The sequence below is a fragment of the Citrobacter sp. W9 genome (assembly GCF_026719375.1).
GTDB lineage: Bacteria > Pseudomonadota > Gammaproteobacteria > Enterobacterales > Enterobacteriaceae > Citrobacter > Citrobacter werkmanii.
Window position 1 is genome coordinate 963,371 of the sequence record NZ_JAPPTE010000001.1, and the last position, 25,787, is coordinate 989,157.

The window sequence follows — 25,787 nt, forward strand, 5'->3', positions numbered from 1 at the left end:
GCGTACCAGCGTTTTGCTCGTGGCGGTATATAACCAAAAAGTGACTGAGCGTACATGTATACGAAGATTATTGGTACCGGCAGCTATCTGCCTGAACAAGTGCGTACTAACGCCGATTTGGAAAAAATGGTCGAGACATCTGATGAGTGGATCGTCACTCGTACAGGTATCCGTGAACGCCACATTGCAGCGCCAAATGAAACAGTTGCGACGATGGGCTTTGCCGCCGCAAACCGTGCGCTGGAAATGGCGGGCATCGACAAAGACGAAATTGGTCTGATTGTGGTTGCCACCACATCATCCACACACGCATTTCCAAGCGCGGCATGCCAGATCCAAAGTATGCTGGGGATCAAAGGCTGTCCGGCGTTTGACGTTGCGGCCGCTTGTGCCGGTTTTACCTATGCCCTGAGCGTTGCCGATCAGTACGTTAAGTCTGGCGCAGTGAAGCATGCGCTGGTCGTTGGATCTGATGTTCTTGCTCGTACTTGTGATCCGACCGATCGTGGGACGATCATTATCTTTGGTGACGGCGCGGGCGCGGTGGTACTGAGCGCATCCGAAGAGCCGGGTATTCTCTCCACGCATCTACATGCTGATGGTCGTTACGGTGAGCTGTTGACGCTGCCTAACGCCGATCGCGTAAATCCGGATAACCCGATCCACCTGACGATGGCGGGTAACGAAGTATTTAAAGTCGCGGTGACCGAGCTTGCCCACATCGTTGATGAAACGCTGGAAGCCAATAATCTCGACCGTTCTGCGCTGGACTGGCTGGTGCCGCATCAGGCAAACCTGCGCATTATCAGCGCGACAGCGAAAAAGCTGGGCATGTCGATGGATAATGTCGTCGTTACACTGGACAGACATGGCAATACGTCCGCGGCTTCCGTACCGTGCGCACTGGACGAAGCCGTCCGCGACGGGCGTATCAAAGCCGGGCAGTTGGTATTGCTTGAAGCCTTCGGGGGTGGATTCACCTGGGGCTCCGCGCTGGTTCGTTTCTAGTATAAGGATTTTAACATGACGCAATTTGCATTTGTGTTTCCGGGGCAGGGTTCCCAGACCGTTGGGATGTTGTCTGAAATGGCAGCAAGCTACCCAATTGTTGAAGAAACTTTTGCTGAAGCATCAGCTGCGCTGGGCTATGATCTGTGGGCGTTGACTCAGCAAGGTCCGGCAGAAGAACTGAATAAAACCTGGCAGACGCAGCCAGCGCTATTGGCTGCATCTGTCGCGCTGTATCGCGTATGGCAGCAGCAGGGGGGTAAAACACCTGCGCTGATGGCAGGTCATAGCCTGGGCGAATATTCTGCGCTGGTATGTGCGGGTGTAATTGATTTTGCCGATGCCGTCCGTCTGGTTGAACTGCGCGGCAAATTCATGCAGGAAGCCGTACCGGAAGGTACTGGCGGCATGTCTGCGATTATTGGTCTGGACGATGCCTCTATCGCTAAAGCGTGTGAAGAGTCTGCTGAAGGGCAGGTCGTTTCTCCGGTTAACTTCAACTCGCCGGGTCAGGTGGTTATCGCCGGGCATAAAGAAGCCGTAGAACGTGCAGGTGCTGCCTGTAAAGCCGCTGGCGCCAAGCGTGCGCTGCCGTTGCCGGTCAGCGTGCCTTCTCACTGCGCGCTGATGAAGCCTGCCGCTGAGAAACTGGCCGTTGAATTGCAAAAAATCACTTTCAACGCGCCGACTGTTCCAGTTGTGAACAACGTCGACGTGAAGTGTGAAACTACCGCAGACGCGATTCGCGATGCGCTGGTTCGTCAACTGTACAGCCCGGTTCAGTGGACCAAAACCGTTGAATTTATGGCATCTCAGGGCGTAGAGCACCTGTATGAAGTGGGGCCAGGTAAAGTTCTCACCGGTTTGACGAAACGTATTGTTGACACCCTGACCGCTTCGGCACTGAATGAGCCGGCGGCGCTGTCTGCGGCGCTAGAGCAATAAAAGAGGAAGCCCATGAATTTTGAAGGAAAAATCGCGCTGGTAACCGGTGCAAGCCGTGGAATTGGCCGCGCAATTGCTGAAACACTCGTTGCCCGTGGCGCGAAAGTTATCGGGACTGCAACCAGTGAAAGTGGTGCGCAGGCCATTAGCGATTACTTAGGTGCAAATGGTAAAGGTCTGATGTTGAATGTGACCGATCCGGCATCTATCGAATCTGTTCTGGAAAATATTCGCGCAGAATTTGGTGAAGTCGATATTCTGGTCAATAATGCCGGGATTACTCGTGATAACCTGTTAATGCGCATGAAAGATGACGAGTGGAACGATATCATCGAAACCAACCTGTCATCTGTTTTCCGTCTGTCAAAAGCGGTAATGCGAGCTATGATGAAAAAGCGTCATGGGCGTATTATCACTATCGGTTCTGTGGTTGGTACCATGGGAAATGCGGGTCAGGCTAACTACGCTGCGGCGAAAGCAGGTCTGATCGGCTTCAGTAAATCACTGGCGCGCGAAGTTGCGTCCCGTGGTATTACTGTAAACGTTGTTGCTCCGGGCTTTATTGAAACGGACATGACGCGTGCGCTGTCTGATGATCAGCGTGCGGGTATACTGGCGCAGGTTCCTGCGGGTCGCCTTGGTGGCGCTCAGGAAATCGCCAGTGCGGTTGCATTTTTAGCTTCTGACGAAGCAAGTTACATCACAGGTGAGACTTTGCACGTCAACGGCGGGATGTACATGGTTTAACCACGATTGAAAAATATTTGCGTTATTAGGGGGAATGGCCTCAAAATAACGTAAAATCGTGGTAAGACCTGCCGGGATTTAGTTGCAAATTTTTCAACATTTTATACACTACGAAAACCATCGCGAAAGCGAGTTTTGATAGGAAATTTAAGAGTATGAGCACTATCGAAGAACGCGTTAAGAAAATTATCGGCGAACAGCTGGGCGTTAAGCAGGAAGAAGTTACCAACAATGCTTCCTTCGTTGAAGACCTGGGCGCAGATTCTCTTGACACCGTTGAGCTGGTAATGGCTCTGGAAGAAGAGTTTGATACTGAGATTCCGGACGAAGAAGCTGAGAAAATCACTACCGTTCAGGCTGCCATTGATTACATCAACGGCCACCAGGCGTAAGTGAACATCTCCAGGCGGTCATTCGACCGCCTGAGTTTTATCTTTTTATCCCACTTGAATTATTTTCCCTCCCTGGAGGACAACCGTGTCTAAGCGTCGTGTAGTTGTGACCGGACTGGGCATGTTGTCTCCTGTCGGCAATACCGTAGAGTCTACCTGGAAAGCTCTCCTTGCCGGTCAGAGTGGCATCAGCCTGATCGACCATTTCGATACTAGCGCCTATGCAACGAAATTTGCTGGCTTAGTAAAGGATTTTAACTGTGAAGACATTATCTCGCGCAAAGAACAGCGCAAGATGGATGCCTTCATTCAATATGGAATTGTCGCTGGCGTTCAGGCCATGCAGGATTCTGGCCTCGAAATAACGGAAGAGAACGCTCACCGTATTGGCGCCGCTATTGGCTCCGGTATTGGCGGTCTCGGTCTGATCGAAGAAAACCATACCTCTTTGGTAAACGGTGGACCGCGTAAGATCAGCCCGTTCTTCGTTCCGTCGACGATTGTTAACATGGTGGCAGGTCACCTGACCATCATGTACGGCCTGCAAGGGCCAAGCATCTCCATCGCGACCGCCTGTACTTCAGGCGTACATAACATCGGTCATGCCGCACGTATCATTGCATACGGTGATGCAGACGCGATGGTTGCGGGTGGTGCTGAAAAAGCCAGTACACCGCTTGGCGTGGGTGGTTTTGGCGCGGCACGCGCGCTGTCTACGCGTAATGATAACCCGCAAGCGGCAAGCCGCCCGTGGGATAAAGAGCGTGATGGCTTCGTGTTGGGCGACGGCGCAGGCATGGTGGTACTGGAAGAGTACGAGCATGCGAAAGCGCGCGGCGCGAAAATCTATGCTGAAGTCGTTGGTTTTGGCATGAGCAGCGATGCTTACCACATGACGTCACCACCGGAAAACGGTGCAGGCGCTGCGCTGGCAATGGTCAATGCACTACGCGATGCGGCTATCGAAGCGGGTCAGATCGGCTATGTCAACGCGCATGGTACGTCTACGCCTGCAGGCGATAAAGCTGAAACCCAGGCAGTGAAATCTGTCTTTGGCGATGCGGCGAGCCGTGTGATGGTAAGCTCAACCAAATCCATGACCGGTCACCTGTTAGGCGCTGCGGGCGCGGTAGAGTCTATTTTCTCTATCCTGGCGCTGCGCGACCAGGCTATTCCGCCAACCATCAACCTGGATAACCCGGATGAAGGTTGTGACCTGGACTTCGTTCCTCACGAAGCGCGTCAGGTGAGTGGTTTGGAATATACTCTGTGTAACTCCTTCGGCTTCGGTGGTACCAACGGTTCTTTGATCTTTAAAAAGATTTAAGTCTCGTCAGGTGATGCGTTAGCATCGAAATAAAACTGAAAAGGTCCGCTTGTCGGGCCTTTTTTTATTCGGTTTTTCACCCTTGTCCTGTGTTACTCATCCTGCCAAACTAGCGGACCAGATATAAGGAGCCTCCATGTTCTTAATTAATGGCTGCGAGCAAAATCTGCTGGCCGTAAGCGATCGAGCGACCCAATTTGGCGATGGTTGTTTTACTACCGCGCGAATTATCGACGGCGAAATTTGCCTCTTTGCAGCGCATCTTGCGCGTTTACAAGACGCTTGCCAAAAGTTGCTGATCGCTTTTGAACAGTGGTCAGAACTGCAAGATGAAATGAAAATGCTGGCTCAAGGACACGCGCGTGGTGTATTGAAAGTCATTATTAGCCGCGGTAGCGGCGGTCGGGGATACAGCGGCGCAAATTGTCACAACGCCACCCGTATTCTCTCTGTTTCAGCCTGGCCCGAACATTACGATCGTTGGCGCCATGAAGGGATTACGCTGGCGTTAAGCCCAGTGCGTCTGGGGCGTAACCCTATGCTTGCCGGACTTAAGCATCTGAATCGCCTGGAGCAGGTATTGATTCGCTCTCATCTTGAGCAGACGGATGCCGATGAAGCGCTAGTTCTTGACAGCGAGGGATGGGCTACGGAATGCTGTGCGGCTAATTTGTTCTGGCGTAAAGGTAATGTGGTTTACACTCCCCGGTTGGATCAGGCCGGAGTGAACGGCATTATGCGACAATTCTGTATCCGTATGCTGGCACAATCACCGTTCAGTCTTGTCGAAGTGTATGCCGGGTTGGAGGAGATTATGCAAGCCGATGAAATCGTCGTCTGTAACGCATTAATGCCGGTTATTCCCGTGCGTACCTGTGGCGACACGATGTTGTCTTCACGTTTGTTATTCGATTTTTTAGCCCCACTTTGTGAGCACCCGAATTAGTCATGAAAAAACTGTTACTCGTTGTCCTGTTATTGCTGGTTGTGCTGGGCATTGCCGCGGGCGTAGGCATGTGGAAAGTTCGCCATCTGGCGGACAGTAAGTTATTGATTAAAGAAGAGACTATTTTTACGCTGAAAGCGGGTACAGGCCGCCTGGCTCTCGGTGAACAACTGTATGCGGATAAGATTATCAATCGTCCGCGTGTCTTCCAGTGGCTGCTGCGTGTGGAGCCTGACCTGTCGCATTTTAAGGCGGGTACCTATCGCCTGACGCCCGACATGACGGTGCGAGAAATGCTGCTATTGCTGGAAAGCGGTAAAGAGGCCCAGTTCCCGTTACGTCTGGTGGAAGGGATGCGCCTGAGTGATTACCTCAAACAACTGCGCGATGCGCCCTATATCAAACATACGCTGAGCGACGATAACTACGAGACTGTCGCTCAGGCGCTGAAGCTGGAAAACCCGCAGTGGGTGGAAGGTTGGTTCTGGCCCGATACCTGGATGTATACCGCGAATACGACCGACGTAGCACTGCTAAAACGTGCGCATCAAAAGATGGTTAAAGCGGTGGATACCGTCTGGGAAGGGCGCGCTGATGGCTTGCCTTATCAGGATAAAAATCAGCTAGTGACAATGGCCTCGATTATTGAAAAAGAAACTGCGGTTGCCAGCGAGCGCGACCAGGTGGCCTCGGTCTTTATTAACCGCTTACGTATTGGCATGCGTTTACAAACCGATCCGACGGTGATTTACGGCATGGGGACACGGTATAATGGCAAATTGTCGCGTGTGGATTTAGAAACGCCAACCGCCTATAACACCTACACCATCACCGGGCTGCCGCCTGGCCCGATTGCCATGCCGGGAGAGGCCTCATTGCAGGCTGCCGCACATCCGGCAAAAACGCCGTATCTCTATTTCGTGGCAGATGGTAAAGGCGGCCACACATTTAACACCAATCTTGTCAGCCATAACCGGTCAGTACAGGATTACCTGAAAGTGCTTAAGGAAAAAAATGGGCAGTAACTATATCGTCATCGAGGGCCTGGAAGGCGCCGGAAAAACCACTGCGCGTAATGTGGTGGTAGAGACACTTGAGCAACTCGGTATTCGTGACATGGTTTTTACCCGCGAGCCTGGTGGAACGCAGCTCGCTGAGAAACTAAGAAGTCTGGTGCTGGACATTAAGTCGGTAGGCGACGAGGTCATTACCGACAAAGCCGAAGTCCTGATGTTTTACGCCGCGCGCGTGCAGTTGGTCGAAACCGTTATTAAACCTGCGCTGGCGAGAGGTGCATGGGTCATTGGCGATCGTCACGACCTGTCGACCCAGGCGTATCAGGGCGGTGGCCGCGGTATAGATCAAAACATGCTGGCAACGCTGCGTGATGCGGTACTCGGAGATTTTCGTCCGGACCTGACGCTCTATCTGGATGTCACTCCAGAAGTCGGATTGAAGCGTGCGCGTGCGCGTGGCGAACTGGACCGTATTGAACAGGAATCTTTCGATTTCTTTAATCGTACCCGAGCGCGCTATCTTGAACTGGCTGCCAAAGATGCCAGCATTCGTACGATTGACGCTACGCAGCCGCTGGAGGCTGTGATGGCTGATATTCGCAATACCATTACTCAGTGGGTGAAGGAGCAGGGCGCATGAAATGGTTCCCATGGTTACGACCTGATTTTGAAAAACTGGTAGCGAGCTACCAGACGGGTCGTGGTCACCATGCGTTACTGATTCAGGCGTTACCCGGCATGGGCGACGATGCGCTGATTTACGCGCTCAGTCGCTATTTAATGTGTCAGCAGCCGGAAGGACATAAAAGCTGCGGACACTGCCGCGGCTGTCAGCTGATGCAGGCGGGGACCCATCCGGACTACTATTCGCTGCTGCCGGAAAAAGGCAAAAGCACGCTGGGCGTTGATGCGGTACGCGAAGTCAGTGAGAAACTGTACGAGCATTCACGCTTGGGCGGGGCGAAAGTGGTGTGGATCCCGGATGCCGCCCAGTTAACTGATGCCGCCGCTAATGCGTTACTGAAAACGCTGGAAGAGCCTCCGGCGCAGACCTGGTTCTTCCTCGCCAGTCGCGAACCTGCGCGTTTATTGGCCACGCTGCGTAGCCGCTGTCGGTTACATCACCTTGCACCACCGGCAGAGTCATACGCTATCTCCTGGCTTACCCGTGAAGTGACGGCGTCACCGGAAGCATTGTTGAGCGCATTACGTCTGAGTGCGGGGTCGCCTGGCGCGGCATTAACGTTGCTACAGGCTGAAAGCTGGACGCCCCGCACAGATTTCCTCGCCGCGCTGGCGAACACCCTGCAATCAGGCGACTGGTATATCCTGTTAGCGGCGCTCAACCACGATCAGGCTGCCGCTCGTTTACACTGGCTGGCCACGCTGTTGACGGATGCCTTAAAGCGTTCCTATGGGATTTCCCATTTAACCAATCCTGATGCTCAGGATCTCATCTCTTCTATCGCCGAGCGGTTATCCGTCGCCCAGATACAGGCGATACTTGGTGATGTTTGTCATTGTCGTCAGCAGTTGCTGAACGTGACGGGCATAAACCGTGAACTGGTATTAACCGATCTTATTCTCCGTATTGAGCATTACCTGCAACCAGGCACCGTACTGCCTGTTCCTCATCTTTGAGAGAGACATTATGTTTTTAGTCGACTCACACTGCCATCTTGATGGCCTGGATTATCAATCTCTGCATAAGGACGTGGATGACGTGTTGGCGAAAGCGGCCGCACGCGATGTGAAATTTTGTCTTGCCGTCGCGACCACCCTGCCGGGATACCGCAGTATGCGTGAACTGGTTGGCCAACGTGACAACGTGGTTTTCTCCTGCGGTGTGCATCCGTTAAATCAGGATGAAACTTATGATGTTGAAGACCTGCGTCGTTTTGCCGCCGAAGACGGTGTGGTAGCGATGGGAGAAACCGGGCTGGATTATTTTTACACGCCGGAAACGAAGGTGCGCCAGCAGGAATCTTTCATCCACCATATTCAGATTGGCCGCGAATTACAGAAACCGGTTATCGTGCATACCCGTGATGCCCGAGCCGATACATTATCAATTCTGCGCGAAGAAAAGGTGACGGATTGCGGCGGCGTACTACACTGTTTTACAGAGGACAGAGAAACGGCGGGCAAATTGCTGGATCTCGGCTTTTATATCTCGTTTTCCGGCATCGTCACGTTCCGTAATGCTGACCAACTGCGTGATGCTGCCCGTTATGTTCCTCTGGATCGTTTGTTAGTTGAGACGGATTCTCCGTACCTTGCGCCGGTGCCGCATCGTGGAAAAGAGAACCAACCTGCCATGACGCGTGACGTTGCGGAGTATATGGCCGTAGTGAAAGGTGTTGCCGTGGAAGAACTGGCGCAGGCAACCACTGATAACTTTGCCCGCCTGTTTCACATCGATGCTTCTCGCCTGCAATCAGTCCGTTAACTGACTTTTTTTAAAGCTCGTAATTAATAACTAAAGCGAGTAAAGTTCACCGCCACAAAATGGGCGGTGAATAACCACTTAGACACATTCAGAAACTCATTTTATCGGAATGTGCGAATTTTGCGGCCATTCACAACTGAATTGTGATAGCCGTCAAACAAATACAGACTGAATTATTTTACTCTGTGTAATAAATAAAGAGCACTTAGATGCTCTGTCCACGGCGAGGCTCTCCCCCCTTGCCAATGCGTGAGAACGTAGAATACACAAAATCATTCAAGCGGCATCAAGGCGGCAAGTGAGTGAATGACAGGAGCTTACTCGAGTAAGTGACTGGAGTGAATGAGCGCAGCCAACGCTGAGGCGGTTTGAAGGATGAAGTGTATAAGCACAAATACTCAGGAGCACTCCTAATTATGTTTAAGAATGCATTTGCTAACCTGCAAAAGGTCGGTAAATCGCTGATGCTGCCGGTATCCGTACTCCCGATTGCAGGTATCCTGCTGGGTGTCGGTTCCGCTAACTTCAGCTGGCTGCCAGCCGTTGTATCGCACGTAATGGCAGAAGCAGGCGGTTCTGTTTTTGCGAACATGCCGCTGATCTTTGCCATCGGTGTTGCGTTAGGCTTCACCAACAATGACGGCGTATCTGCACTGGCATCCGTTGTTGCCTACGGCATCATGGTTAAAACCATGGCTGTTGTTGCGCCGCTGGTTCTGCATTTACCTGCTGAAGAGATCGCCGCTAAACACCTTGCTGATACGGGTGTTCTCGGGGGGATTATCTCCGGTGCGATTGCAGCGTATATGTTCAACCGTTTCTACCGTATCAAATTGCCTGAGTATCTCGGCTTCTTTGCGGGTAAGCGCTTCGTTCCTATTATTTCTGGTCTGGCTGCCATCTTCACAGGCGTGGTTCTGTCCTTCATTTGGCCGCCGATCGGTACTGCTATTCAGACGTTCTCCCAGTGGGCTGCATACCAGAACCCGGTAGTGGCGTTCGGTATCTATGGCTTCATTGAACGCTGCCTGGTGCCGTTTGGTCTGCACCATATCTGGAACGTTCCTTTCCAGATGCAGATCGGTGAGTACACCAACGCTGCAGGCCAGGTGTTCCACGGCGATATCCCTCGCTATATGGCGGGCGACCCGACTGCGGGCAAACTGTCCGGTGGTTTCCTGTTCAAAATGTACGGTCTGCCAGCTGCCGCTATCGCTATCTGGCACTCTGCTAAACCAGAAAACCGCGCGAAAGTGGGCGGTATTATGATCTCCGCGGCGCTGACCTCGTTCCTGACCGGTATTACCGAGCCGATCGAGTTCTCCTTCATGTTCGTGGCGCCGATCCTGTACATCATCCACGCGATTCTGGCTGGTCTGGCATTCCCGATCTGTATCCTGCTGGGTATGCGTGACGGGACATCGTTCTCTCACGGTCTGATCGACTTTATCGTTCTGTCCGGTAACAGCAGCAAACTGTGGCTGTTCCCGATTGTCGGTATCGGTTATGCGATTGTTTACTACACCATCTTCCGTGTGCTGATCAAAGCGCTGGATCTGAAAACGCCAGGTCGCGAAGATGCGACCGAAGACAGCAAAGCGGGTGCGTCCGGCGAAATGGCTCCGGCTCTGGTTGCTGCATTCGGTGGTAAAGAAAACATCACTAACCTCGATGCGTGCATTACTCGTCTGCGCGTTAGCGTGGCTGACGTTGCCAAAGTGGATCAGGCTGGCCTGAAGAAACTGGGTGCGGCGGGCGTCGTGGTTGCTGGTTCCGGTGTTCAGGCGATCTTCGGTACCAAGTCCGATAACTTGAAAACTGAAATGGATGAGTACATCCGTAACAGCTAAGCAGTAAGACGTTGGGGAGAACTAAGGCAGCCTGCGGGCTGCCTTTTTTAATGCATTAATTGGCCTGAACGCGAATGGGCGCAGTGGCGGCGAACAGCCATGGACGGGCTTCTGCGTTTACGCGTGGGGACAATGTCTCTCTGACCTGCTGGTGGTAATCATCAATCCACTGTTTCTCAGCATCGCTCAGCAGATGCAGTTCCACAAGGTTCAAATCAATCGGCACCAGCGTCAGCGTTGAGAAACGGCAGAAGCCCGGACGGCTGTTGATAATCTCCACCTGATTCTCAATGCGGATCCCATATTGCCCGGCCAGATAATAACCCGGTTCGATGGTGATGATATTGCCCGCCACCAGAGGCCAGGGGTTAACTTTTTTGGCAATGCGATGAGGTTGTTCATGGATAAGCAACTGATGGCCTACGCCGTGCCCGGTACCATGATCAAAATCCAGTCCCAAATCCCACAATGCCCGCCTACTGAAGGCATCCAGTTGATGGCCCTGAGTACCGCTGGGGAACTGCAGTGAAATAAGTGACAAGAAGCCTTTCAACACGGCGGTGTAGTGCAAGCGTCGCTGCGGATCCTGTGGGCCAAATGCCAGGGTGCGCGTCGTATCCGTTGTACCATTATGATACTGACCACCGGAATCATTCAGGTACATGGCCTGCGAGGTAATTGGCGTATTGGTTTTTTCGCTGGAGTGGTAATGACACATCGCCGCATTGCTGGCAGAGGCTGAAATCGTGCTGAAACTCTGCTCGATAAATCCCGGCTGCTGCTGGCGAAACTCCAGCTGTTTAGCCTGTGCTTCCAGTTCGGTGATTGGATTGCCCGCCGCTTCGCGTAAAGGGACCTCATGCGCCAGCCATGCGAGGAAGTTAACCCAGGCTGCGCCATCCTGTTCATGGCATTCCCGATAGCCTGCCAGTTCAATGTCATTTTTGTGCGCTTTCATTAACGTAATAGGGTCGGGGGCCCACAGGACGTGGCCGCCATGTTCTTCTATGGCAAAACGCAATGCCACCGGAGCGTAGTCTTTATCGACCAGAAAGCGCTTCCCATTTGCCAACTGCTGGCAGCGAGCCAGGAAGCTCTCTTGCGGGGCCAGCGTAAGCGTATCCAACAGCGATGCGGGGAGTTGCTGTGTTTTATTACTATCGACAAACCATTCCAGTTCGCCGCTGCGATGGAGCAGGGCAAATGAGAACGGCACCGGAACCATAGCAAGATCCGAACCACGGACATTAAGCAGCCAGGCAATGTTGTCCGGCAGCGTAATCGCCAGCACATCGGCCTGATGTTGAGTGAGTTGCTCCACGACGCGGGCACGTTTCTGTGCGCAGCTCTCACCGCTGATTTCGAGGGGCATTTCGCGAATGATGCCGCAAGGCGCTGCCGGACGATCTAACCATATCTGGTCGAAGGGATCCTGCTCCAGAGGTACCAGCTCGCAGTGGGTAGCCGACAGCGCTTCAAACTGGCTGTTAACCATCAGCAGCGGCTCAAAGCCGATACGTGTACCCGCTGCAACGTGAGACTGCAAATAGTCTGCCAGCGGTTCGTCGTGTAAATGGTGAATTTCAAAATCATCCAGCGAGACTTCATTGCGTACCTGGACCTGATAGCGCCCATCGACAAATATTAATGCGCGGTCGCGCAGGACCAGCGCGAGTCCCGCTGAACCGCTAAAACCAGTCAGCCAGGCCAACTTATTATCATGCGGCGTACAATCTTCACTTTGGTGAGCGTCGGCGCGCGGGACAATCATACCATCCAGCCCCTGCGCTATCAGCAGGTTACGCAGGGCGGAAAGAGGGGTTGAGTTGTGCATAGTTACCTCAGGCCTTAACGGAACGGCGGTTCGTTGAACGTACGTAATTTACGGGAGTGTAGTCGATCGCCTTCGGCGCGAAGACGATCGATAGCCCGGATACCTATTTGCAGATGCTCGGAAATGGCGCCTTCATAAAAACGGTTGGCCTGACCAGGCAGTTTAATCTCGCCGTGCAGCGGTTTGTCGGAAACGCAAAGCAATGTGCCGTAGGGGACGCGGAAGCGGTAGCCCTGGGCGGCGATAGTGGCGCTTTCCATATCGATAGCTACCGCACGGCTGAGGTTAAAGCGCAGCGCAGAGGCGGAGTAACGTAATTCCCAGTTTCGATCGTCGGTGGTGACAACGGTACCGGTACGCAGGCGCTGTTTGACCTCTTCGCCGGGCATGCCGCTGACCTCTTTGGTCGCGTCATACAGCGCGCGTTGCACTTCAGCGATGCTCGGAATCGGAATATCCGGTGGGAGTACAGCATCCAGCACGTGGTCATCACGCAAATAAGCGTGGGCCAGAACATAATCGCCAATTGCCTGACTTTCACGCAGGCCGCCACAGTGCCCAATCATCAGCCAGACATCAGGGCGCAATACGGCGAGATGATCGCAAATAGTTTTGGCGTTAGACGGGCCGACGCCGATATTCACCAGCGTGATCCCCTGACCATCAGCGGTAATTAAATGCCAGGCGGGCATCTGGTGTTTCTTCCAGGCGAGATCGGAGATGGCTTCTTCTGGCGCTTCGGTTTCGGCGGTGATCCAGATCCCGCCCGCGCATGATAGCGCGATATACGGACTGTCCGGGTCGAGGATCTGGCTGCAGCCCCAGCGTACGAACTCATCGACATAGCGGGTGTAGTTGGTGAACAGCACAAAGGGCTGGAAATGTTCAACCGGCGTGCCCGTGTAATGACGCAGTCGCGCCAGCGAAAAATCCACGCGTCGGGCATCGAAGTGAGACAGCGGAGAAAATTCCGCCGGATGAAAAATCCCGTCCGCCGTTTCGTCACCAATCTGCGACAATTCAGTGGTGGGGAAATGACGCGTTAATCCGGCGCTCATCGAGCGATCCAACGTCAGTTCTGAACCGTCAATCACATAGGGATAGGGGATTTCATGCTGCGATGGCTCAACGGAGATATGCGCATCATAATCCTGATACAGCAGCGTGAGCTGTTCTTCAAGATAAGGACGAAAGAGCGACGGACGGGTAATGGTGGTGGTATAGCAACCCGCATGGGTAAAACGGCCATAGGCGCGCGTTTTTGGCGGATTAGTGGCGCTGCCATCCCAGGTGACACGAAGTGACGGGTAGACAAAAAGATCGTTCTGGCGGGCGATTATGTCAGGGAGCGTCCCTGTTTCAATATACTTACCAATGGCGCTACGCAGTGATTTAACCGACTGTTCGTACAGCGCGTCCAGTTTATCCAGTGCCTGAGCCGGGGTCAGGCTGGCGCCCTTATTGTTCATGTCTGTCTCCTTGTTCCACAGATATACCGCTCTCCCGATAGTATGTCACAGGAATGTGAAACAAAAGTCAGACGTTAAGGAAGATGGTGCGAAGACCGGATGGCCCTCGCACCGGGGGTTTAACCGTGCTGCTTATCCCGCATCAACAGCGCGGTAGTGGCGGAGATAAGACAACCCGCCACCAGATAAATAGCTACGCTGTGCCAGTCTCCGCCTGAAAATGTTACCAGTGCCGCCGCAATAAAGGGGGTAAAACCGCCGCCAACCACGCTGGCCACCTGATAACCAACGCCTGCGCCGCTATAGCGATAGCTTGCGCCAAATAAACCGGTAAACATAGGCTGCTGCACGCAGACCACCATATCGTGTGCAATGTTGGCCAGCATAATCGCGAAGAACACGATCCAAAAAATAGACTGGGCCTCCAGCGCCATAAAGAATGGGAAGGCGCTTAGCGTCCCGACCAGTGCCCCGGTAATGTAGACGCGACGACGACCAAAGCGGTCGGCAAGCCACGCAAAGCAGGGGATGGTCAGACAGCTCAGCCCGCCGACCAGCAATCCGATATTCAGAAACAGCTCGCGTGGCAGGCCGAGGTTTTGTGTCGAGTAGTTAAGAGCAAATGCGGTGACGATATACATCGTCAGCAGTTCACACAGGCGCAGGGCGATAATTTTTAAGAATGCGCCCGGATGTCGGATTAAAGCCTCAATGACCGGAAGCCGCTTTTTCTCGGGCTGTGGCGCCTGTTGCTGCTGTTCGAACTCGGCCGATTCATCCATTCTGTTACGCATCCACAACGCGCCTAATACCAGCACGATGCTGAACAAGAACGGAAGACGCCAGCCCCAACTGAGGAACTGCTCATCGGTAGTTTGAGAGCTAATCAGCGAGACCAGGCCGGTAGAAAGCAGCAGACCGACGCCGTACCCGACCTGTACACCGCTGCTATAAAAGGCTTTTTTATTTTTCGGCGCGCTTTCGACGGAGAGCAACGCGGCTCCGCCCCATTCACCGCCCACGGCGAAGCCCTGAATGGCGCGCAGCGTCACCAGTAGAACAGGGGCCCACCAGCCAATGGTGTCAAAGGAAGGAATAATGCCAATCAGCGCCGTGGCGATCCCCATCATCCAGACGGTGAGCATCAGCATACGTTTACGCCCAAGACGATCGCCGAAGTGGCCGAAGATGACCCCGCCTAGCGGGCGGAACAGAAATCCGACGCCAAAGGTAGCGAAGGCGGCAAGTGTTCCCATCGCCGGACTGACCTGCGGAAAGAACTCGCGGTTAAAGACTAACGCAGCGGTGATGCCATAGAGCAGAAAATCATACCAGTCGACCACGGCGCCCGCGAAGCTACCAAGCGCAGCGCGTCGGGCACGGTTGAGCGAAGAGGCGTCCTGTTGGGGACCCGTGGAGGTGAGGGTGGAATCCATAGTTATCCTGTCTGTACTGTCTTTTAATTATTAGTATTTGAGTTGGGTTACACACATTGCAGCCGATAGATTACCGGACGTTATGAGATTACCGCGACAGGCATGAAGAGGAAACGATTATATCCCTCGCAGAGGGCAACATGAATAATTAGACGAATGAGAAAATTGAAAAGCAAAAAGCCTGCTCGAAAGCAGGCTTTTCTGAATTTGGCTCCTCTGACTGGACTCGAACCAGTGACATACGGATTAACAGTCCGCCGTTCTACCGACTGAACTACAGAGGAATCGTGTGAACGAGGCGCATATTAGCGAGGGTGATGAGGGTTGTCAAAGGACGAAATACAATTGTGCGTTCGTTTGCTGACAAAATCAGCAAAGCGGCGAACTTTCCGCCTTTTTATGCTTTTGCCCCATTCTGGTGCGTATCTACCTTTTCCAGGGCAGCCACAGTCATCTGTATAAGCGTACAAAAAATGTCGTTCTTCACTTTGCTCCTTACCTGACGCGGCGTCAGCGTAAAACGCCGCTGCAGACGAAACTGGCAAGTATCTTGCAATCCTGATTCACATGACTGCCAGCACGGGTTCTGGTATTCCGACAGGAGGCAAAATGAACTTCAGACGACTGAAATATTTCGTAAAAATCGTCGATATTGGTAGCCTGACCCAGGCAGCGGAAGTGTTGCACATCGCGCAACCCGCGCTGAGCCAGCAGGTCGCCACGCTGGAAGGCGAACTGGATCAGCAATTGCTGATTCGTACCAAGCGCGGCGTCACGCCCACAGAAGCGGGGAAAGTGCTGTATACCCACGCCCGAACGATTTTACGTCAGTGTGAACAGGCACAACTTGCGGTCAATAATGTTGGTCAGACTCTGAGTGGTCAGGTTTCTATTGGCCTGGCACCGGGTACGGCGGCATCATCCATCACTATGCCACTGTTACAAACAGTACGTGCCGAACTGCCTGATGTACTGGTCTATTTGCATGAAAACAGTGGGGCAGTGCTAAATGACAAGCTTCTCAGCGGACAATTAGACATGGCAGTGCTCTATGAGCGCTCGCCCGTGGCGGGCATAAGTTGTCAGCCGTTGCTGAAGGAGGATCTTTTCCTGGTGGGGACGCGTGATTGTCCAGGCCAAAGCGTCGATTTAGCCGCAGTGGCGCAGATGAATCTGTTTTTGCCTCGGGATTACAGTGCGGTGCGTTTGCGGGTGGATGAGGCTTTTTCGCTACGTCGCTTAACGGCCAAAGTCATTGGCGAAATCGAGTCTATCTCGACCTTAACGGCTGCCATTGCCAGCGGTATGGGCGTCACTGTGTTACCCGAATCGGCAGCCCGCGCACTGTGCAATGCAGCAAATGGCTGGATGGCGCGGATTACCACCCCATCAATGAATCTGCCGCTCTCATTGAATGTGTCGGCCATGGGGAGCTTGTCGCCACAAGCGCAGGCAGTCAAGGAGATCCTGTTGTCGCTGGTTAGCCGACCGATGCTGGAAAACCGTGAGCTGCAGCTGGTAAGCTAAAGCTTATTCCCAAGAGGAATAAGATGCAGGTTTTTATTATTTGTTATGCCGGGCATCAGACTTTAACAATAGCGTAATGTCTGATGTGCCCGGAGCGAAAAGTGAATTTCCAGCAACTTAAAATAATCCGCGAGGCGGCCCGTCAGGATTACAACCTGACGGAAGTCGCGAATATATTGTATACCTCGCAGTCGGGTGTCAGCCGACATATTCGTGAACTTGAAGATGAACTTGGCATCGAAATATTTATTCGTCGCGGGAAACGCCTGCTGGGCATGACCGAACCGGGTAAAGCCTTACTGGGCATTGCCGAACGTATTCTGAATGAGGCCAGCAACGTCCGCCGTCTGGCGGATCTGTTTACCAATGACACGTCAGGTGTTCTGACGATAGCCACCACGCATACCCAGGCGCGCTATAGCCTGCCCGCAGTGATTAAAGCTTTTCGTGAGCTTTTCCCGGAAGTGCGTCTGGAACTGATTCAGGGCACGCCACAGGAGATCGAAGCGTTGTTGCAAAATGGCGGAGCAGATATTGGGATTGCCAGTGAACGTCTGAGTAGCGATCCACTGCTGGTGGCTTTTCCCTGGTTTCGTTGGCACCACAGTCTGCTCGTTCCGCACGACCATCCACTCGTCAAGACATCGCCTTTGACGCTGGAATCCATCGCCCATTGGCCGTTAATTACTTATCGACAGGGAATTACGGGACGTTCGCGTATTGATGAAGCGTTTGCCCGAAAAGGGTTAGTGCCGGATATTATACTTAGCGCCCAGGATTCGGATGTGATTAAAACTTATGTGGCGTTGGGACTGGGTATTGGGCTGGTGGCAGAGCAATCCAGTGGCGAGCAGGAGGAGGGCAGTTTGACCCGTCTGGATACCCGGCATTTATTTGATGCAAACACCGTCTGGCTGGGGTTGAAACGAGGACAACTACAGCGCAACTATGTCTGGCGATTTATCGAGCTATGCAACGCAGGGTTATCCGTGGATGAAATCAAACGCCAGGCAATGGAGCCCGATGAAACGGTGATTGATTATCAGATATAAAGCGGGCTTTTCAATATCAATTACGTTGCCACTGGCGCTCTTTTGAGTGCGCCAGTCTTCCACTGACTCTGCGGCCTGCATTGCGCCGTTGTCGGTAGCGAAAAATTAAGCCTCGGTAATAAATGAGACAAAGCGATTAAGCACCCGGCTGACTTCTCGGTTTTTAAGCCATATCATCATAGTGTTCACGTTACCTATCTGTGGGGTAATCGTATGGCTACGGATAGGGAAATTATGTTCATACTGTCTGACTACGCTCTCTGGCAACAGGGCAATCCCCATTCCGGCACTCACGCAGCCAAGGATCGCCTGAAAAGAGCCGAACTCCAGGGGATCGGCATAATCGACTCCCTGCAGCCGCAGCCATTGTCCCAGACGGGAGCGATAGTTACACCCCTTAACAAAGACCAGCGGTCTTGTCACTTTGAGGTCCGCGCCGGTAATGACATTCCGGTGCTCTGCCGCCGTCACCAGTACCAGCGTTTCCTGACATAAAATGTGCAATTGCAGAGGCGAATTTTCCGTGTGCAGTGCCTGATGATCGGCAACGAAAGCGATTTCCAGTTCATTGTTCAGGATGTGCTGCACCAGTACCTCCGTGGGGGAGGTTTTCAGGTTTAGCTCAACGGAAGGCATTTCGCGGTGGAAATTCGCCAGTATCGAGGGCAGACGTACCGCTGCGGTCGTTTCCATTGCGCCGATGCGTAACGGTCCCGCCACTTTTGTTCCATGCATGGACAATTCCGCTTCGTGTAACAGGGCCAGAATTTTGTTGGCATAGCGAAGAAGAAGCTCGCCTTCAGGGGTGATGTAGAGACGATTTTTCTCACGGACAAACAGAGATACGTCAAGGCTGGCTTCCAGCTGTTTGAGACGGGTTGTGACATTCGATGAAACGCAGTGCAGACTACGCGCAGCAGCAGATATGGAACCCGTTTCCGCAACCGTTTTAAACAAGTTAAGCGAGGTACTGTTCATAGAAGGCATTACCTAAAGTGAATGTTTTCGTCATTTTTATTAACTTTTTATTATCATTTCCTTATGTAAGATAACAATCAAACTTAATTCGTCTTTTGAGGCCAAAAAATGGATATCGATCACAGTGCTGTTGGCCATCGTCAGCTGAGTACTGCTGTATTTGGTATGATCGTCTTGACCTTAGGAATGGGAATTGGGCGTTTTTTATATACCCCTATGCTTCCCGTTATGCTTCATGAAGGGCTTTTTACCTTTTCGCAATTATCCTTAATTGCCAGCGCAAACTATGCAGGTTACCTCGTCGGCAGTCTCCTTTTCTCCTTTGGTATTTTCAACGCAGTCAATAAGTTAAGAATGCTGTTACTGGCTTCAGCGTTACTCACAGCCCTGCTGATTTTTTTGATGGCACAAGTGACTCAGCCTGAAATTATTCTGTTAATCAGATTCCTTGCGGGTGTGGCAAGCGCGGGAATGATGATATTTGGTTCAATGCTGGTGCTCCAGCATACCCATAATCCTTTTGTTATCGCCTCACTGTTTTCAGGCGTAGGAATAGGCATTTTTATCGGTAATGAATATGTCATTGCTGGCGTGTCTTACGCGTTAGATTCACACTTGTTGTGGATTGGTGCTTCCATACTTTCAACGATATTTTTCGTCATCCTGGTAATTTTATTGCCGAAAGATAAGCATATGATCCCGCCGGTAAAAGCAGTCGTAAGTGCGGAACCTGAAATCCAGTGGTGGAATTTAGCCTTACTGTATGGTCTGGCCGGATTCGGCTATATCATTGTCGCTACATATTTACCGTTAATGGCCAGGGGGGTTGGCAACACCTTTTTAGCCGACCATATCTGGTCCATTGTCGGTCTTGCCGTTATTCCTGGATGCTATGGCTGGTTATGGGCCGCGCGTAAGTGGAATATATTATCCTGCCTAAGTGTTAACTTAATTGTTCAGGCGATTTGCGTAGTCATGGCCATATTTATTAACTCACCACTGCTACTAACCATTAGCTGTATTGGTTTTGGCGGCACATTCATGGGGACAAGTTCTTTGGTCATGCCGCTGGCAAGAAAAATAAGGGCACCAAAAAAGATTAACCTTCTTGGCCTCGTTACGCTGACTTATGGGGTCGGGCAGATCGTCGGTCCATTAATTGTCAGTGCCTTCCAGAGCAATAAAAATGGAATGACCTATTCCATATTATTGGGTGCAGCCTCGTTATTTATCGCAGCAGGGATTAGCTATTTACAATACAGTAAAGTTAAATATTCAGACAGTTGGAGCAAAGAATGAAAAAAATGACAGTGGCTATACTGGGTATGGGACCGCGTGGTTTAAGTATTCTGGAAAGGATTTGTGCCCTGCATACAGAGTATGCGATTAATGAACATATGCAGATCATTATTATTGATAAAAATGCCATGGGTGTGGGAGCGCATAGTTTGTCTCAGCCCGACCATTTATTAGTTAATACTGTTGCCTGTCAAATAACATTGTTTGGTGATGCGACCGTAAAAAATGCCGGCCCTTTTCGCCCAGGCCCATGTTTTCATCAATGGGCTAACAATCAGGGTTATCGCAAAGTGGGTGATCGCTATATAAAAAGCGAAACAGGTTTAGCTATTGATGCAAATGATTACTTGCCTCGTCGCTTATTGGGAGAATATTTAAATTGGGCGTATGAGAGAATACTAAAAAATCTGCCAGCCAGTCTGACGGTAACGCAAATAAATCAGCAGGCAACTAATCTTTTTATTCAGCAAGATAAACGATCAGCCATTGTTTTAGAAGATAATCAGAGGATTGTTGCTGACTTTGTTTATCTGACAACCGGCCATGGCGACAATATGAAAACGTTGGAAGATCATTATGTCGAAAAATTTATTGCCAGCAGCAATAAGCAAAATGAACTGTTGGAATATTATTCCACGCCTTATCCGGTTGATAGGTTAAATAATATTCACTCCCGAGCTAAGGTTATCGTCCAGGGCATTGGGTTGACAGCTTATGATGTTATTTCCCAATTAACGCTGGGACGTGGTGGACGGTTTGTGACAGACAATGGGATGCTTCGCTATCACCCTAGTGGCAATGAACCTGATATTTTTATTTATTCCAGACAGGCTCTCCCTTTCAGCAGTCGCGGCATGAATCAAAAAGGTATTTCCGGTCAATACCGACCACGATTCTTAACTTCAGCCGCAATTAATGAATTTCGTGTCCAGAATTTAATTCATAATGCCACATCAAAAATAAATTTTATCGAACAAATTTTCCCGTTGCTGCATAAAGAAATGTGCTACGTCTATCGATCTACCCTGGAGGGGAAGTGGCAGGAACCCACGACATATGTTGCTGATGTGCATGATGCCGCGATTATCGATAGCATACTTTATCCTCATCGCAATCAGGAACATGCCTCCCTGGAAGAATATAGTCAATGGTTTATTGATTTTTTACGCGATGACTTGCATGAGTCTGACAAAGGCAACGTCAAGGGCCCAGTGAAAGCGGCGACCGACATTATTCGTGACGTAAGAGATATTTTGCGAGGGGCTATCGATAATTGCGGACTTGACGCGAAATCGCATCAATACTTCATTGAGCAGATCAATCCTGTCTTTAATCGTATTGCTGTAGGTCCGCCGAAACTGCGTAATGAACAACTGTTGGCATTAATGCATGCCAACATAGTTCGTCTGGCAGGAGGAAAGGATCCCCGTTTAATGATGAATGAATATGAGGGTAAGTTCGAGGTTCATTCTGAATTTAAAGATGAGAGTAGCGTAGTGAGAGCTGATGTGTTGATAAAAGCCAAAATTGCTAACTTTTCGCCGTTGCACGACGTTTCAACGTTGATGAGGAATATGACTATCAACGGCATTGTGCGTCCCTTTATGAACGATGGTTATCATCCAGGCGGGCTGGATATTGATATCAATCAGCATCCAATTAACTGCCTTGGGGAAACGCAAGAATCGATTTGGGTGTTAGGCAATCCAGCGGAAGGGGCTAATTTTTACACTTACGTATTGCCCCGACCCCTTGTCAATTCGAGGTTCCTGGTCGATGCCGGGCGCTGTGTAACCGATATGTATCAACAATTGCACCATCGCAATGTTCAGCATGAGGTTGTCATTAATGCAGACTGAGCAAATCCAGACGCACGGTAATCTCTGGCAAAATCTGCAATCCTCAATGATTGTGATCTCATTGGGTGTTTTCCTTGCATCCTGTGTGCTTGCCGGTAAATATCCCGTGATGTCTGTTTTTGCACTCGTTGCGTCAATATTGTATATCCTGTCAACTTTTTCATTCTGGTGGAAAAAATCATCGGCAAGAAGTGGGATCCTCATTTTTATCGCTTCGATGATTTTTCTACTGACAGCAAACAAGAGTGGGGAACTTAACCTCCTCGCTGTTTTTGTACGATATTCAGACGTCATGCTCTTGCTGGTGGGGATTGCATTACTCCGGCAGGTGATGAACGCGATAAATTTTAACGCTGCGCTGGGGGCATATTTACTGCAGAAAAAACCGTCTCGAGTCACATTGTCTATAACGTTGCTGACCGCTTTTTTAACCTGGCCAATGAGCCTTGGGGCCATTCCACTCCTGCTTGATAGCCTGAAAAAAGTGGTTCAACCGAAGTTTAACCTGGCGAAGATTGTCACTCGTACGGTATGTATCACGATGGTTTTAATGCCGACGACTATTGGTGCGGCGGCGGTATGGGCTGCTATGCCGGATATCCCTCATGTTCCGGCGATGCTGGTCGGCATTCCCCTGTTTTTATTCAGTATCCTGTTAAACCAGAAATCGCGTGTCCAACTGGTTGCCGAAGATAGTCATACGGTTTCTGACCGCGGCAATATGACCTCGATTCTTGCTTTTATCGGCTTGTTTTGGGGAAGCTTTATTCTATCGTTGAGCGTGCTGGGGTTGAATCCTTTGCAGAGCATCACCTTCACGGCGGTTGTTCTTTTTATCGTCAGCCATTTTGCGAATCGCAAAAAGCAGTGGGCGCAACAACTGTCTGAATCTGCTCAGGGGATCTCCGGCGAAGTGGTATTACTCCTGGCATGTAGCCTGTTAACATCGGTATGTATGATGTTGTTTGCAAACATCCCGCAAGGCATTACAGCGTTTGTTAGCGGTCTTACAACGTTTCAGTGCTATGCCATTATTTTATTTGTTCTGCCCTTGCCTGGTATCCTCGGTATTCATCCCCTAATTATATTTAGCGTGTCATGGTCGATTTTTTCCGACTATCTTTCCGGCAGCGTGGTGGATTATCAGATTTGGATTTGCCTTTTTATTGCTACGCAACTGCTATCTCCGGTATCGATAAACGCAATTTTTGCTGCCAACAGCCTTAATGTTTCTCCCGGCAGAACCAGTTTCCAGATGCATTATGGTTATGTTCTGCTGTTTAACCTGTTTGCGCTTAGCTACCTCGGCGCATTATCCACAATCATTTAGTTTACAGGAGTTGTTATGCCCTACGTAAATATTAAGATCACTAAAGAAGGTGTGACCGATAAACAAAAGAAACAGCTGATGGAAGGTGCGACTCAGCTACTGGTGGATGTGCTTAATAAAAACCCTGCTACAACCATTGTGGTTATTGACGAAGTCGATACCGATAACTGGGGGATTGGCGGAGTACCGGTGACCGAGTTGCGTAAAAAAAGTCAGTAATAGTGAATGTGATGGCGGGGAACGTGCGTTCCTCGCCTGATATCCGCAGTCATCGCATTTTGCCTGGATGCAGGTAATGATATTGGCCCTTGCCGGTGTCATAAGTTGAGAAAAATAACCAACATACATTATTGTCTCTTTTCTGAGGATGTCATATATGCATGCTTATCATCATATACGTTTGGGTAATACCTCGATTAATGTTAAAAAAAGCTTTGATGAGTTGCTACCTGATCCCTGGCTTAAAGCTGAAGATGGAAAATTTCGTTTTCGAAGTTATCTTCAGGCAAAAGCAGGGTGTGAAAAATATTTTAGTTTGTGCGAGGCCGGAGTTTTCTTTCAGTCTGAAAAACTTAATACGTATTCAGGTGGTATCAGCAGAAAGTATCCAGAAATAAAACAGGATGTTGCCGAAGAAATTATGAATCTGGTATTTAGCAAATTACTGCCATTGCTACCGAAGGATAACTATAACGTTGGTATTCATCAAATAAGAATTACAACACATGATCGACAACCGGGCTATCCTGCTCCGGAAGGTATACATCAGGATGGCTTTAAGTTCATTGCCGTCTATTGCAGCGAAATGGAAAATATCGCCGGTGGCGATACTACGTTAATCCCTCATCACGACGGCGGAAATGACGCAACAACCTTCAAAATTCTGGCGGGGGAGGCGATCATTTTCAATGATGTTAATTATCTGCATTATACCGCACCTATTGTACCGCTTTGCCCGGGAAAGGATTTCGGGATGTGTTTGTCATTACGTTTGATATCGAGAGTGAAAAATAATGAACATCTTACTGTGCCCACCCAAAATTCTTTTACAACACTCGCCAAACGCCTGGCATGAACTCCAGCAATCAACGCCGTTAGTGATAGCCACCTGCGCCAGTCAAAAAGCGGCGATCTTGCATCATATGGGGAATGATTTTATCTTTCTGTTTTATGAAAACTTTAACGATAATCCTGTGGTAGAACTGGATATTTATCATTATGCACGTTCGAACAACGCCAGCGGTATTTACTTCCTGGCTGAAATTGATGTGCTCAGGGCGGCAAGGATCAGCGATCGTTTAGGTTTAACGCAGGGGCGTGAGAATGCGGCGATCCTGTTTCGCGATAAGTTTCTGATGAAATCCCGTGTGCAGCAATATCAGTTACCGATTCCAGCAATGGCTCGCGTGGGAAATGCGACGGCAATGGCCTCATTTATTGCGCAACACGGATATCCCTGCGTGATAAAACCAAATGATGGACGTGGATCTATGGGGGTGGTGGTTTTAAAAAATGAAGGTCAGTTATTTAAATATCTGGCGCAGATGAAATCCTCTGAATACCATAATCTGTTAATCGAGAAGTTTATTGAAGGTGAGGCTTATCAGATCAACGCGTTGTATCTGCAGGGGAAACCCATATTTATTTCCGCCTCTCGGGCCACGGTATCTTGTCTTGATTTTCTATCAGGGCAAACCTTAGGGCTGGTCATGGAAGATGATAATTCACTACACCAGAAGTTGATTGACTATACAAAATATCTTGCGAAAGAAGTCTTCCCTATTGAGAAAAACACCTTACTTCATCTTGAGGTATTTGTGGATCAGGGCGGTAATATTATTTTCGGCGAGCTTGCCTGCCGGTTAGGCGGATGTTTCGTTAATGAAGAATTAGGTGCGGCATTTGGCCTCGATCCGCGTATGACATGGCTGAAGGCCTGTCTGAACGAAACGTATCCGCGGGATTTAGCGCAAAGAATACCTGTTATCCGGGTTGGACAACTGAATGTGCCGCCTTCTCAAGGAACCTTACAGGCTATTGCGGATAAATGTCCGTTACCTTTTGTGATCAATTATCGGGCTACAGGTGTTGTCGGACGTCATTATGATGTGATGAAACTGACGAATGGTGAGATTGTCAGTGCCATTGTTGAAGGTGAGTCCAGTCGTGAAATTGAGGAACATCTTGCGATGCTAAGGAAGGTGCGAACAAGTTCCTGATATGAGATCATCATATTCATCCGGAGCGCATCCCAGAGGGACATCATGAGCCATCAACTCACCTTCGCCGATAGTGAATTCAGCACTAAGCGCCGTCAGACCCG

General features: G+C 50.5%; 23 protein-coding genes and 1 tRNA gene. 19 read left to right on the top strand and 5 right to left on the bottom strand.

Annotation, left to right across the window (positions count from 1 at the left end; all coding sequences use genetic code 11):
• Positions 1 to 54 precede the first annotated feature (54 nt).
• The 11 genes from fabH (at position 55) to ptsG (ending at position 10,680) form a co-directional block, all read left to right on the top strand.
• A complete protein-coding gene (fabH, locus tag OOJ59_RS04510) occupies positions 55 to 1,008 on the top strand; it encodes a beta-ketoacyl-ACP synthase III (protein ID WP_160955848.1) in 954 nt (317 codons plus the stop codon).
• Between the two features lie 15 nt (positions 1,009 to 1,023).
• A complete protein-coding gene (gene fabD, locus OOJ59_RS04515; protein WP_087857783.1) occupies positions 1,024 to 1,953 on the top strand; it encodes an ACP S-malonyltransferase in 930 nt (309 codons plus the stop codon).
• Between the two features lie 12 nt (positions 1,954 to 1,965).
• Complete coding sequence (fabG, locus tag OOJ59_RS04520) at positions 1,966 to 2,700, top strand: 3-oxoacyl-ACP reductase FabG (RefSeq protein WP_006685074.1); 735 nt, start codon at positions 1,966 to 1,968, stop codon at positions 2,698 to 2,700.
• 155 nt (positions 2,701 to 2,855) lie between these two features.
• Complete coding sequence (gene acpP, locus OOJ59_RS04525) at positions 2,856 to 3,092, top strand: acyl carrier protein (protein WP_000103754.1); 237 nt, start codon at positions 2,856 to 2,858, stop codon at positions 3,090 to 3,092.
• Positions 3,093 to 3,177: 85 nt separating this feature from the next.
• On the top strand, positions 3,178 to 4,419 hold the full coding sequence (gene fabF, locus OOJ59_RS04530) for a beta-ketoacyl-ACP synthase II (protein WP_038639753.1): 1,242 nt from the start codon (positions 3,178 to 3,180) through the stop codon (positions 4,417 to 4,419).
• A gap of 136 nt (positions 4,420 to 4,555) precedes the next feature.
• Positions 4,556 to 5,365, top strand: a complete 810-nt coding sequence (gene pabC, locus OOJ59_RS04535; RefSeq protein WP_160955849.1) for an aminodeoxychorismate lyase — start codon at positions 4,556 to 4,558, stop codon at positions 5,363 to 5,365.
• 2 nt (positions 5,366 to 5,367) lie between these two features.
• A complete protein-coding gene (gene yceG, locus OOJ59_RS04540; RefSeq protein ID WP_137351523.1) occupies positions 5,368 to 6,390 on the top strand; it encodes a cell division protein YceG in 1,023 nt (340 codons plus the stop codon).
• Complete coding sequence (gene tmk / locus OOJ59_RS04545; protein ID WP_038639762.1) at positions 6,380 to 7,021, top strand: dTMP kinase; 642 nt, start codon at positions 6,380 to 6,382, stop codon at positions 7,019 to 7,021. The genes yceG and tmk overlap by 11 nt, the downstream gene beginning before the upstream one ends.
• Entirely contained in the window at positions 7,018 to 8,022 is a 1,005-nt protein-coding gene (gene holB, locus OOJ59_RS04550; RefSeq protein ID WP_160955850.1) for a DNA polymerase III subunit delta', read from the top strand. The genes tmk and holB overlap by 4 nt, the downstream gene beginning before the upstream one ends.
• Before the next feature lie 10 nt (positions 8,023 to 8,032).
• Positions 8,033 to 8,830, top strand: coding sequence for a metal-dependent hydrolase (locus tag OOJ59_RS04555; protein WP_038639768.1), 798 nt, complete (start codon positions 8,033 to 8,035; stop codon positions 8,828 to 8,830).
• A 416-nt stretch (positions 8,831 to 9,246) separates the two neighbouring features.
• Positions 9,247 to 10,680, top strand: a complete 1,434-nt coding sequence (gene ptsG / locus OOJ59_RS04560) for a PTS glucose transporter subunit IIBC (protein ID WP_003036277.1) — start codon at positions 9,247 to 9,249, stop codon at positions 10,678 to 10,680.
• 55 nt (positions 10,681 to 10,735) lie between these two features.
• On the opposite strand, the gene OOJ59_RS04565 is transcribed toward ptsG, so the two are convergent.
• The 4 genes from OOJ59_RS04565 to OOJ59_RS04580 all read right to left on the bottom strand — a co-directional run bounded on the left by OOJ59_RS04565 (position 10,736) and on the right by OOJ59_RS04580 (position 15,703).
• Complete coding sequence (locus tag OOJ59_RS04565) at positions 10,736 to 12,514, bottom strand: aminopeptidase P family protein (RefSeq protein WP_160955851.1); 1,779 nt, start codon at positions 12,512 to 12,514, stop codon at positions 10,736 to 10,738.
• A 14-nt stretch (positions 12,515 to 12,528) separates the two neighbouring features.
• Positions 12,529 to 13,983, bottom strand: a complete 1,455-nt coding sequence (locus OOJ59_RS04570; RefSeq protein WP_160955852.1) for an AMP nucleosidase — start codon at positions 13,981 to 13,983, stop codon at positions 12,529 to 12,531.
• A 119-nt stretch (positions 13,984 to 14,102) separates the two neighbouring features.
• On the bottom strand, positions 14,103 to 15,419 hold the full coding sequence (gene shiA, locus OOJ59_RS04575; RefSeq protein WP_160955853.1) for a shikimate transporter: 1,317 nt from the start codon (positions 15,417 to 15,419) through the stop codon (positions 14,103 to 14,105).
• A 208-nt stretch (positions 15,420 to 15,627) separates the two neighbouring features.
• Positions 15,628 to 15,703 (bottom strand) — tRNA-Asn (locus tag OOJ59_RS04580).
• Positions 15,704 to 16,028: 325 nt separating this feature from the next.
• Here OOJ59_RS04580 and nac point away from each other — a divergent pair.
• Positions 16,029 to 16,946, top strand: a complete 918-nt coding sequence (gene nac / locus OOJ59_RS04585; RefSeq protein ID WP_069323332.1) for a nitrogen assimilation transcriptional regulator NAC — start codon at positions 16,029 to 16,031, stop codon at positions 16,944 to 16,946.
• 101 nt (positions 16,947 to 17,047) lie between these two features.
• A complete protein-coding gene (cbl, locus tag OOJ59_RS04590; protein ID WP_038639784.1) occupies positions 17,048 to 17,998 on the top strand; it encodes an HTH-type transcriptional regulator Cbl in 951 nt (316 codons plus the stop codon).
• 105 nt (positions 17,999 to 18,103) lie between these two features.
• On the opposite strand, the gene OOJ59_RS04595 is transcribed toward cbl, so the two are convergent.
• Entirely contained in the window at positions 18,104 to 18,976 is an 873-nt protein-coding gene (locus tag OOJ59_RS04595; RefSeq protein WP_038639788.1) for a LysR family transcriptional regulator, read from the bottom strand.
• A 108-nt stretch (positions 18,977 to 19,084) separates the two neighbouring features.
• On the opposite strand from OOJ59_RS04595, the gene OOJ59_RS04600 reads away from it, so the two are divergent.
• The 6 genes from OOJ59_RS04600 to OOJ59_RS04625 all read left to right on the top strand — a co-directional run bounded on the left by OOJ59_RS04600 (position 19,085) and on the right by OOJ59_RS04625 (position 25,683).
• On the top strand, positions 19,085 to 20,275 hold the full coding sequence (locus tag OOJ59_RS04600) for an MFS transporter (protein ID WP_087857778.1): 1,191 nt from the start codon (positions 19,085 to 19,087) through the stop codon (positions 20,273 to 20,275).
• Positions 20,272 to 22,134 carry an FAD/NAD(P)-binding protein gene (locus OOJ59_RS04605; RefSeq protein ID WP_160956437.1) on the top strand — a complete coding sequence of 621 codons (1,863 nt, stop codon included), beginning with the start codon at positions 20,272 to 20,274 and terminating at the stop codon, positions 22,132 to 22,134. Before OOJ59_RS04600 ends, OOJ59_RS04605 begins: the two co-directional genes overlap by 4 nt.
• Positions 22,124 to 23,464 carry a hypothetical protein gene (locus OOJ59_RS04610; RefSeq protein WP_160956436.1) on the top strand — a complete coding sequence of 447 codons (1,341 nt, stop codon included), beginning with the start codon at positions 22,124 to 22,126 and terminating at the stop codon, positions 23,462 to 23,464. Before OOJ59_RS04605 ends, OOJ59_RS04610 begins: the two co-directional genes overlap by 11 nt.
• 15 nt (positions 23,465 to 23,479) lie before the next feature.
• Positions 23,480 to 23,683, top strand: a complete 204-nt coding sequence (locus OOJ59_RS04615; RefSeq protein WP_038639801.1) for a 2-hydroxymuconate tautomerase family protein — start codon at positions 23,480 to 23,482, stop codon at positions 23,681 to 23,683.
• 157 nt (positions 23,684 to 23,840) lie between these two features.
• A complete protein-coding gene (locus OOJ59_RS04620; RefSeq protein ID WP_233600339.1) occupies positions 23,841 to 24,539 on the top strand; it encodes a 2OG-Fe dioxygenase family protein in 699 nt (232 codons plus the stop codon).
• A complete protein-coding gene (locus OOJ59_RS04625; protein ID WP_268063340.1) occupies positions 24,478 to 25,683 on the top strand; it encodes an ATP-grasp domain-containing protein in 1,206 nt (401 codons plus the stop codon). Before OOJ59_RS04620 ends, OOJ59_RS04625 begins: the two co-directional genes overlap by 62 nt.
• The last annotated feature ends 104 nt before the right edge of the window (positions 25,684 to 25,787 follow it).

What these genes read in the sequence shown, in the direction of transcription:
- fabH (WP_160955848.1), top strand. Translation starts at nt 55, where the DNA reads ATGTATACGAAGATTATTGGTACCGGCAGCTATCTGCCTGAACAAGTG.
- fabD (WP_087857783.1), top strand. Translation starts at nt 1,024, where the DNA reads ATGACGCAATTTGCATTTGTGTTTCCGGGGCAGGGTTCCCAGACCGTT.
- fabG (WP_006685074.1), top strand. Translation starts at nt 1,966, where the DNA reads ATGAATTTTGAAGGAAAAATCGCGCTGGTAACCGGTGCAAGCCGTGGA.
- acpP (WP_000103754.1), top strand. Translation starts at nt 2,856, where the DNA reads ATGAGCACTATCGAAGAACGCGTTAAGAAAATTATCGGCGAACAGCTG.
- pabC (WP_160955849.1), top strand. Translation starts at nt 4,556, where the DNA reads ATGTTCTTAATTAATGGCTGCGAGCAAAATCTGCTGGCCGTAAGCGAT.
- yceG (WP_137351523.1), top strand. Translation starts at nt 5,368, where the DNA reads ATGAAAAAACTGTTACTCGTTGTCCTGTTATTGCTGGTTGTGCTGGGC.
- tmk (WP_038639762.1), top strand. Translation starts at nt 6,380, where the DNA reads ATGGGCAGTAACTATATCGTCATCGAGGGCCTGGAAGGCGCCGGAAAA.
- holB (WP_160955850.1), top strand. Translation starts at nt 7,018, where the DNA reads ATGAAATGGTTCCCATGGTTACGACCTGATTTTGAAAAACTGGTAGCG.
- OOJ59_RS04555 (WP_038639768.1), top strand. Translation starts at nt 8,033, where the DNA reads ATGTTTTTAGTCGACTCACACTGCCATCTTGATGGCCTGGATTATCAA.
- ptsG (WP_003036277.1), top strand. Translation starts at nt 9,247, where the DNA reads ATGTTTAAGAATGCATTTGCTAACCTGCAAAAGGTCGGTAAATCGCTG.
- OOJ59_RS04565 (WP_160955851.1), bottom strand. Translation starts at nt 12,514, where the DNA reads ATGCACAACTCAACCCCTCTTTCCGCCCTGCGTAACCTGCTGATAGCG.
- OOJ59_RS04570 (WP_160955852.1), bottom strand. Translation starts at nt 13,983, where the DNA reads ATGAACAATAAGGGCGCCAGCCTGACCCCGGCTCAGGCACTGGATAAA.
- shiA (WP_160955853.1), bottom strand. Translation starts at nt 15,419, where the DNA reads ATGGATTCCACCCTCACCTCCACGGGTCCCCAACAGGACGCCTCTTCG.
- nac (WP_069323332.1), top strand. Translation starts at nt 16,029, where the DNA reads ATGAACTTCAGACGACTGAAATATTTCGTAAAAATCGTCGATATTGGT.
- OOJ59_RS04595 (WP_038639788.1), bottom strand. Translation starts at nt 18,976, where the DNA reads ATGAACAGTACCTCGCTTAACTTGTTTAAAACGGTTGCGGAAACGGGT.
- OOJ59_RS04600 (WP_087857778.1), top strand. Translation starts at nt 19,085, where the DNA reads ATGGATATCGATCACAGTGCTGTTGGCCATCGTCAGCTGAGTACTGCT.
- OOJ59_RS04605 (WP_160956437.1), top strand. Translation starts at nt 20,272, where the DNA reads ATGAAAAAAATGACAGTGGCTATACTGGGTATGGGACCGCGTGGTTTA.
- OOJ59_RS04610 (WP_160956436.1), top strand. Translation starts at nt 22,124, where the DNA reads ATGCAGACTGAGCAAATCCAGACGCACGGTAATCTCTGGCAAAATCTG.
- OOJ59_RS04615 (WP_038639801.1), top strand. Translation starts at nt 23,480, where the DNA reads ATGCCCTACGTAAATATTAAGATCACTAAAGAAGGTGTGACCGATAAA.
- OOJ59_RS04620 (WP_233600339.1), top strand. Translation starts at nt 23,841, where the DNA reads ATGCATGCTTATCATCATATACGTTTGGGTAATACCTCGATTAATGTT.
- OOJ59_RS04625 (WP_268063340.1), top strand. Translation starts at nt 24,478, where the DNA reads ATGAACATCTTACTGTGCCCACCCAAAATTCTTTTACAACACTCGCCA.